Below are 8,697 nucleotides of genomic sequence, written 5' to 3'. Positions count from 1 at the left end.
GGAAATATAGGGGCCAATCCATCGATAATATCAGACATAAAAATAAGTAGGCAAATTAGAAACTCTAAATTTACTTTTAATTATTATTAATGAAAAATTCGACGCGTTTCTTCGAAATAAGTCCATGCCCATGCGGACAAAAGTAGTCCACAGCACCGCAGGCTTTTAATATCTGGAGTTGCTGATGACACTCCGGACAACGCGCTTCAAGCTGAATATCTTTATGACAGTTTTCGCAGTGCGCCGCTCCGTTTTGTGGCTCTACTGGTGTATGACAATCCGGGCAAGTAACCGACATGATAACTCCTTGAGATAATTTTCACTGTCTGGATTTTAACACGATTCACCGAATGAATGAGACCGACGCCGATGCGGACACCTCAAATGGTGCAAAGATGCGGTAGTGATAAACAGGGGATGGTGTGGTATGGGCTGGATTGCCGGGGCATAACGCCACCCCGGCGAAATGGAGAGATTACTTCGCGTTAGCTGCCGGTTTAGTCTGGGTATTTTCCAGCATACGGCGGATCGGAACAATGAGGACGATCAGGACCGCGGCGCAGATAAGCAGCGCAATGGAGCAACGCGCAAACAGGTCTGGCAGCATATCCAACTGGTCAGCCTTCACGTGACCACCAATCAGGCCTGCGGCCAGGTTACCCAGCGCGCTTGCACAGAACCACAGCCCCATCATCTGACCACGCATTCTTTCTGGCGCCAGCAGCGTCATGGTCGCCAGACCAATTGGGCTCAGGCACAGTTCGCCGAGCGTCAGCATCAGGATACTGCCCACCAGCCAGAATGGAGAAACGCCCGCGCCGCCATTTGTCAGCACATCCTGCGCCGCCAGCATCATTATGCCAAAGCCTGCCGCCGCACAGAGAATGCCGATAACAAACTTGGTGATACTGCTTGGGCGAATGTTCATGCTCGCAAGTTTAGGCCACGCCCAACTGAATACCGGCGCAAGCAGGATGATAAACAGGGCGTTAATCGACTGGAACCACACGGCCGGGATTTCAAAGTCCCCGATCATACGGTTAGTGTAGTCGTTGGCAAACAGGTTAAACGAAGTCGGTTTCTGCTCAAACGCAGACCAGAAAAACGCCGCAGAAACCAGCAATATAAAGCAGACCAGCAGTCTGGCGCGTTCTTTACGGTTCAGGCCCGCAAAGACAAACAAGTAGATGAAATAACAGGCGACGGATGCCGCAATCACGTACACCAGCATGCTGGCTACCGCAACCGGGTTAATCACAATCACACCCTGCGCAATCAGCGTAACAACGACGGCCACACCCGCAGCCAGCGCGAGTAACCACGCCCCGACACCGTTTTTCTTCGCTACCGGGTTGTTCCAGGTGGAGTCCAGCCCCACTTCGCTATCGTAACGTTTCATCGCCGGTACGGCAAAGATACGGAAGATAATCAAAGCTACCAGCATCCCGATACCGCCAATACCAAAACCCCAGTGCCAGCCATGCGTTTTAATCAGCCAGCCTGAGATCAACGGTGCTATGAATGAACCGATGTTGATACCCATATAGAACAGCGAGAAACCGCCATCACGGCGCGCATCGCCTTTTTTATACAGCGTACCGACCATGACCGAAATACAGGTCTTAAACAGACCAGAACCCAGCACGATGAACATCAGGCCGATAAAGAACAGGTTGTTACCCATGATGGCAGAGAGCGCAATCGACAGGTGGCCGAGCGCAATCAGAATAGAGCCATACCACACCGCTTTCTGCTGGCCGAGCCAGTTATCCGCCAGCCAGCCCCCCGGCAGTGCAGCGAGATACATGGTACCGGCAAAGATACCGACAATCGCAGAGGCATTTTCACGCGCCAGCCCCATTCCACCGTCATAAACGGTGGCTGCCATAAATAAGATCAGTAACGGACGGATGCCGTAAAACGAAAAACGCTCCCACATCTCCGTGAAAAATAGCGAGCCTAGCGGATAGGGATGGCCGAAGAACGTTCGGCTTTCTTGTGGTTGAGTAGACGGTTGCATAATTCTCCTGAAAAGATATGTGTTGTGCGAGTAAACACCACGCTGTACGCCGGCCAGTTATGTATCTGGTCGATTTTTTTACAGGTAGCGAAAAGTTAATTAGCCATTTGAGGGTCTGGAGCCAGTTTTGTCTAGTACCAACCCCTGCACTTTAAGATGAAAATTCGACAATTGTCTACTTTCTTAGATTTAAACTTGGTCAAAAAAGAATAGTCATTGACATTATACAGACACACAGGACTATAAACAGACGAAAAAAACCCGCGACAAGCGCGGGTTTTCATAATCAGCAAGGGTTACTTACTTTTTTTAATATGTTGAATCAAACGCTTACGCTTGCGCATTTGTGTTGGCGTCAACGTATTACGCTTATTCGCATACGGGTTTTCCCCTTCTTTGAACTGAATACGGATCGGTGTACCCATCACTTCCAGCGACTTACGGAAGTAGTTCATAAGATAACGTTTGTAGGAATCAGGCAGGTCTTTAACCTGGTTGCCGTGAATCACCACAATTGGTGGGTTATAGCCACCAGCATGCGCATATTTCAACTTCACACGACGACCGCGCACCAGCGGCGGCTGGTGATCTTCTGTCGCCATGGTCATGATGCGGGTCAGCATCGCGGTACTGACGCGGCGGGTTGAGCTGTCATACGCTTCACGCACTGACTCAAACAGATTACCCACACCACTGCCGTGCAGCGCAGAGATAAAGTGCACGCGGGCAAAATCGATAAAGCCCAGACGGAAGTCCAGCGTCTCTTTAACCTGCTCTTTCACTTCCTGGGTCAGGCCGTCCCACTTGTTGACGACGATGACAAGTGAGCGCCCACTATTGAGAATAAAGCCCAGTAGCGACAGATCCTGATCGGAAATACCTTCGCGGGCATCAATCACCAGCATCACCACGTTGGCGTCTTCAATCGCCTGCAGCGTCTTGATAACGGAGAATTTTTCTACCGCTTCGGTAATTTTTCCGCGCTTACGCACGCCTGCAGTGTCGATCAGCACATATTCGCGACCGTCACGTTCCATCGGGATATAAATACTGTCACGCGTGGTTCCCGGCATATCGTAAACCACCACGCGGTCTTCGCCGAGAATACGGTTAGTGAGTGTGGACTTACCGACGTTCGGACGCCCGACAATCGCCAGTTTGATTGGCAGATCCTGCGGATTGAAGTCGTCTTCAGGCTCTTCTTCACCGTTTTCTTCGGCTTCCAGCTTCGCCCAGTATTCCGCGTCTTCATCCACTTCTTCCTGCGGCGCTACGTCATCCATCCACGGCAGCAGAACGTGCTCCAGCAGGCTGAGAACACCACGACCGTGAGAAGCTGCGATCGGGTGAATTTCACCTAACCCCAGCGAATAAAAATCAACCACCGCCTGATCCGGATCGAGTCCGTCAGTTTTGTTGGCGACCAGGAAAGTCGGTTTTTGGCGCGAACGCAGATGTTTGGCGATGGCTTCATCTGCCGGCATCAGGCCAGCACGCGCATCAACCATGAACAGCACAACATCCGCTTCTTCGATGGCTAGCAGCGACTGTGCAGCCATGCGGGTTTCGACCCCGTCTTCGGTGCCATCAATACCGCCGGTATCAACACAGATAAACTCGCGTCCTTCAATCTCAGCACGACCGTACTTACGGTCACGAGTCAGACCCGGGAAATCCGCAACCAGCGCATCTCGGGTGCGAGTTAGACGGTTAAATAACGTGGATTTGCCAACGTTAGGGCGCCCGACAAGCGCGACCACAGGTACCATGTTTAAAGCCTCATTTAAAAAATCATCAGACAACGGACGTATTTTTACGCCATTGTTAAAAACAGGAAAACGGCCCCTGCACCAGGAGCCGTTTTTCAAAGCGAGCGGCAGGACGATTAACGCGTAATGGAATACAGCGTACCGTCTTTCGCCTGGATCAGCAGTTTACCATCAGCCGATACTGGCTCGGTCAGGAAACCGGAGCTGTCAACTTTCTGCTGGGCCACAAAGCGGCCATCATCAATGTTAATCCAGTGCAGATAGCCTTCGCTATCGCCGACAACCAGATTGCCATTATACAGCGCCGGAGACGTCAGCAGACGGTGAAGCAGATCGCTCTGCGTCCACAGCGTTACGCCGCCGTCAGTGGTTAACGCCAGCACGCGGTCATTCTGATCTACCAGATAGATACGATTGCCATCGACGATGAAATCATTCACCGAGCCGAGTTCACGTTTCCACATAACCTGGCCGCTGCGCAGATCCAGCGCCGTCAGGTTACCATTATAAGCCAGGGCGTACACAACGCCATTAACGATAACCGGCGTGGTGTCAACATCACTCAGACGATCGATTTCTGTTGGACCGGTCGCCTGAGAAATACGTTGCTGCCAAATCATCTGGCCCTGTTGCATCAGCACAGCGCTCACGCGACCGTTATCACCGCCGACAATCGCCGCACCAAAAGCGCTAGCCGGGGCTGATTCGCCGCGTAACGAAAGCGATGGCATATCCAGGTTGACGGTCCATTTGACGGCACCGTCAGCTTCGTTTAACGCCTGCAGTTGACCGTTGCTGGTGTGAATCAATACCACACCATCACTCACCACCGGGCGAGACAGCGCTTCACCGGCAACACGAGTCTGCCAGGCAATAGTACCGTCGCTGGTATTAAGCGCATAAACCTGGGCTTTTTCGCTGCCGATATAGACGTGACCACCGGAAACCGTCACACCACCAGAAAGCTGTGCAGAGACTCTAGAGAACCAGCCGTCTTTTTCCGCCAGATTGACGGACCAGACTTCTTTGCCATCATCCGCGTTCAGAGCTTTAACGACGCCTGTACGATCCGCCGCATAGACAACGTTATCTGCCAGCGCAGGATGAAGATTGGAATAGAAATCACCAATACCGTTACCTACAGACGTGCTCCAGGCTGTAGACGGAGTAAACTGGTTTTCAACCACCGGTAATGGGGACATCTTAACGACATCTTCTTCGCCACCAAACAGTGAACAGCCGCTTAATAGGGTAACGGAAAGCAGCCCTGGCAGAAGTAATTTACGCAATTGCATCGGGTCCCTCTCAGATGGACAAATTATTGATTTTCATCTGCATCATTTCGCTCAGAGCAGGAGAGGCTTCGCTTTTTACACCCGCTTCCCATGCGCTACGCGCGCCTTGTTTATCGCCTTTGCTCAGCAACGCTTCGCCACGCAGATCGGCGACAATGGCCGCCCACCCTTCACCTTTAATGGTGTCGAGCGTTTTCAGCGCGGTATCCGCTTGTTTAAGCTGAACTTGCACACGCGCAAGACGCAGATTAATCACCGCTTTGAGATTCTCATCGCTGGTCGCCGCCAGTCCTTGTTGCAACTGGGTAGCGGCTTTCTCAAGTTCGTTTTGATCAACAAACTGCTGCGCCAGTTCCATCGACGCTAACGCGCCGTAGGTATTTTTGTTCTCTGCGGCAAATTTCTCTGCGGCAGGAATGCTGTCCTGCTTACCCGCACTGACCGCAGTCACTGTATTTTGATACGCCAGAGAAGCAGAGCGTGTGGACTCCGTCTGATGGCTGGTCCAGTAACGCCAGCCAACCAGTGCGCCAACCCCTAAAATAACCCCAACCACCAGCGCTTTGCCATTTTCGGCAAAGAAGCGTTTTACCGCATCAACCTGGTCGTTTTCGTTCTCGTAAATTTCCACGCTGTCCTTCTCCTTAGCAAGTCAAAGTGCGCAAATGCGCGGCAACGCTATCCTGCGCTACTGCCGTTTGCTCACCAGTGCGCAAATCCTTCACTACAACAGTACCGTCAGCCACTTCGGACTCACCCAGTACCAGTGCAACGCGAGCGCCCCACTTATCGGCGCGAGCAAACTGTTTCTTAAAGTTGCCGCCACCGTGGTTTGTCATCAGTTTTACGCCCGGAACTTCATCGCGCAGACGTTCAGCCAGCGCCATTGCCGCCGACTGCGTATCTGTACCTGAAGCGATCAGGTATATATCGACAACAGGAGAAGCAATAAATTCCGGATTAACTGCCTGAACTAACAAAACAAGTCGTTCCAGACCCATCGCGAAGCCAACCGCTGGCGTAGCACGACCGCCAAGTTGCTCGACCAGACCGTCATAACGACCGCCCGCACACACGGTACCCTGCGAGCCCAGGCTGCTGGTGACCCACTCAAATACGGTACGGTTGTAGTAGTCGAGACCACGAACCAGTCGTTGGTTAACGGTGTAAGCAATACCTGCTGACTCCAGCAGCGTACACAGACCGGCGAAATGCGCGCGTGAATCCTCATCCAGGTAGTCGCTCAGCGCCGGAGCGTCGTTGAGCAGCGCCTGCACTTCCGGATTTTTGGAATCGAGTACACGCAGCGGGTTGGTATACATGCGACGCTTGCAATCTTCGTCCAGTTTGTCTTTATGCTGTTCCAGGTACGCCACCAATGCATCTCGGTAGTTAGCACGGGCTTCCAGAGAACCGATGGAGTTCAGTTCAAGGCTAACATGCTGAGAAATACCCAGTGCACGCCACCAGCGAGCGGTCAGCATAATCAGCTCAGCATCAATGTCCGGGCCTTGCAGGCCAAACACTTCGACACCCAGCTGATGGAATTGGCGATAGCGACCTTTTTGCGGGCGCTCGTGGCGGAACATCGGTCCGATATACCACAGACGCTGTTCCTGATTGTACAGGAGACCATGTTCGATGCCGGCGCGTACGCAGCCAGCCGTTCCTTCAGGACGCAAAGTCAGGCTATCGCCATTACGGTCCTCAAAGGTGTACATCTCTTTTTCAACCACGTCGGTCACTTCACCGATCGCGCGTTTGAATAACGGGGTCTGCTCTACAATCGGCAAGCGGATTTCACTGTAACCGTAGCTGCCGAGCACGTTTTTAAGAGTGCCTTCAATGCGCTGCCAGATGGCGGTTTCGCCAGGCAGATAATCGTTCATGCCGCGAATGGCTTGAATGTTTTTTGCCACGTTTATTCTCTTTATGGATATAAAAATGAACCCTCAGCGCTAACCCGAACAATGCGGGCGCCATGCGGGTTCAATCATACACGGGAAGCACGCCGCTTCCCATCACGTTGTTATTTTTCAACCTGCTGCACGTCAATTCGACGCGCTTCGTCCAGGATGCTGGCTTTGGCACGAATACGGGCTTCTAGCTGGGTAATCATATCGTCGTTATCGATACGATCCTTACGTACACCGTCTTCATACAGGCCGCTTTTCTTGTTGCCACCCGTCACGCCGAGCGTGGAAACCAACGCTTCACCAGGACCGTTTACCACACAGCCGATGATCGAAACGTCCATTGGCGTGATGATGTCTTCCAGACGCTGTTCCAGCGCATTCACCGTACCGATAACGTCAAATTCCTGACGAGAACAGGTTGGGCAGGCGATAAAGTTGATCCCGCGCGCGCGAATGCGCAGCGATTTCAGAATATCGAAGCCTACTTTGATCTCTTCTACCGGATCGGCCGCCAGAGAAACGCGCAGCGTATCGCCGATCCCTTCTGACAACAGCAAACCCAGGCCAATCGCGGACTTCACCGATCCGCTGCGTGCGCCACCGGCTTCGGTGATCCCCAGATGCAGCGGCTGATCGATCTGTTTGGCTAACAGACGATAAGATTCAACGGCAAGGAACACATCAGAGGCTTTAACGCTCACTTTGAACTGGTCGAAGTTCAGACGATCGAGATGATCCACATGACGCATAGCTGATTCCAGCAGCGCCTGCGGCGTGGGTTCGCCGTATTTTTCCTGCAGATCTTTTTCCAGCGATCCGGCGTTAACGCCGATGCGGATAGGAATGTTGTTATCGCGAGCGCAGTCCACCACCATGCGAATACGCTCTTCATTACCGATATTGCCGGGGTTGATACGCAGACAGTCGACCCCGTATTCCGCTACTTTCAGCGCGATACGGTAGTCAAAGTGAATATCGGCAACCAGCGGGACTGTGACTTGCTGTTTGATAAGCTTGAACGCTTCTGCAGCATCCATTGTCGGTACAGAGACTCGGACAATGTCAGCCCCAACGCGTTCCAGCGCTTTGATTTGATTGACCGTCGCCGCCACATCCGTTGTCCGCGTATTGGTCATAGACTGTACGGCGATGGGCGCGCCATCACCAATCGGCACATTCCCAACGTAAATGCGTGTCGATTTTCTACGTTGAATTGGAGCCTGATTATGCATTAAAAAATCTCCCGCATTGCCGTCTGTTACTGAGCCGCTGGTTGTTCGGCATTTACGGTCAGACGCGCAACCTGGTTAGTTCTGATAAAACGACTCAGGTCGACAGGTTTACCCTGGAACTGAATCTGCACTGCTGCCGGTGCACCAATTTTCAGTTTGTACGGTGCCTGGCCGACAAGATTTAACGTGCCATCTTTACGCTGCATACCGCTAAACAGTTTTTTACCGGTCGCATCACTGACTTCCAGCCAGCAGTCGGCGGTAAAATTCATCACCAGCGCGTTAGGATCGGCGGCTGGTGTTGTCACACCCGCTTGATCGGTCGGCAAAGGTGCCGCCGTAGCCGGTGAGGTTGGCGCCGTTGTCGCTGTGTCTACGTTGGCCTGAGACGGTGCCACTACCGCATTCTGTTGCGCATCTGCAGCAGGTGCTGGCACTGTGGCAGCGTCAGGTGCTGACGCTGCG

The 8,697-nt window shown here is 52.6% G+C and carries 8 protein-coding genes; all 8 read right to left on the bottom strand.

Annotation, left to right across the window (positions count from 1 at the left end):
- Positions 1-76: 76 nt before the first annotated feature.
- Entirely contained in the window at positions 77-298 is a 222-nt protein-coding gene (locus FDW95_RS10340; RefSeq protein WP_115257789.1) for a zinc ribbon domain-containing protein, read from the bottom strand.
- Between the two features lie 177 nt (positions 299-475).
- Positions 476-2,020 carry a peptide MFS transporter gene (locus FDW95_RS10335; protein ID WP_115257788.1) on the bottom strand — a complete coding sequence of 515 codons (1,545 nt, stop codon included), beginning with the start codon at positions 2,018-2,020 and terminating at the stop codon, positions 476-478.
- 296 nt (positions 2,021-2,316) lie between these two features.
- Positions 2,317-3,789: a ribosome biogenesis GTPase Der gene (gene der / locus FDW95_RS10330; protein WP_115257787.1), complete on the bottom strand. Its 1,473-nt coding sequence runs from the start codon at positions 3,787-3,789 to the stop codon at positions 2,317-2,319.
- Positions 3,790-3,905: 116 nt separating this feature from the next.
- Positions 3,906-5,084, bottom strand: a complete 1,179-nt coding sequence (gene bamB / locus FDW95_RS10325; RefSeq protein WP_096756176.1) for an outer membrane protein assembly factor BamB — start codon at positions 5,082-5,084, stop codon at positions 3,906-3,908.
- Positions 5,085-5,094: 10 nt separating this feature from the next.
- Entirely contained in the window at positions 5,095-5,715 is a 621-nt protein-coding gene (locus tag FDW95_RS10320; protein ID WP_096756175.1) for a YfgM family protein, read from the bottom strand.
- A gap of 13 nt (positions 5,716-5,728) precedes the next feature.
- A complete protein-coding gene (gene hisS, locus FDW95_RS10315) occupies positions 5,729-7,003 on the bottom strand; it encodes a histidine--tRNA ligase (protein ID WP_115257786.1) in 1,275 nt (424 codons plus the stop codon).
- Between the two features lie 110 nt (positions 7,004-7,113).
- Positions 7,114-8,232, bottom strand: a complete 1,119-nt coding sequence (gene ispG / locus FDW95_RS10310; RefSeq protein WP_096756173.1) for a flavodoxin-dependent (E)-4-hydroxy-3-methylbut-2-enyl-diphosphate synthase — start codon at positions 8,230-8,232, stop codon at positions 7,114-7,116.
- Between the two features lie 26 nt (positions 8,233-8,258).
- Positions 8,259-8,697: cytoskeleton protein RodZ (gene rodZ / locus FDW95_RS23735; RefSeq protein WP_249359032.1), on the bottom strand; the 439-nt coding region annotated here is incomplete at its 5' end.

This window comes from Citrobacter sp. wls718, from assembly GCF_005280945.1.
Taxonomy (GTDB): domain Bacteria; phylum Pseudomonadota; class Gammaproteobacteria; order Enterobacterales; family Enterobacteriaceae; genus Citrobacter; species Citrobacter gillenii.
The sequence above is the reverse complement of the archived record's forward strand: the minus strand, read 5'-3'. Positions and strand labels throughout refer to the sequence as shown.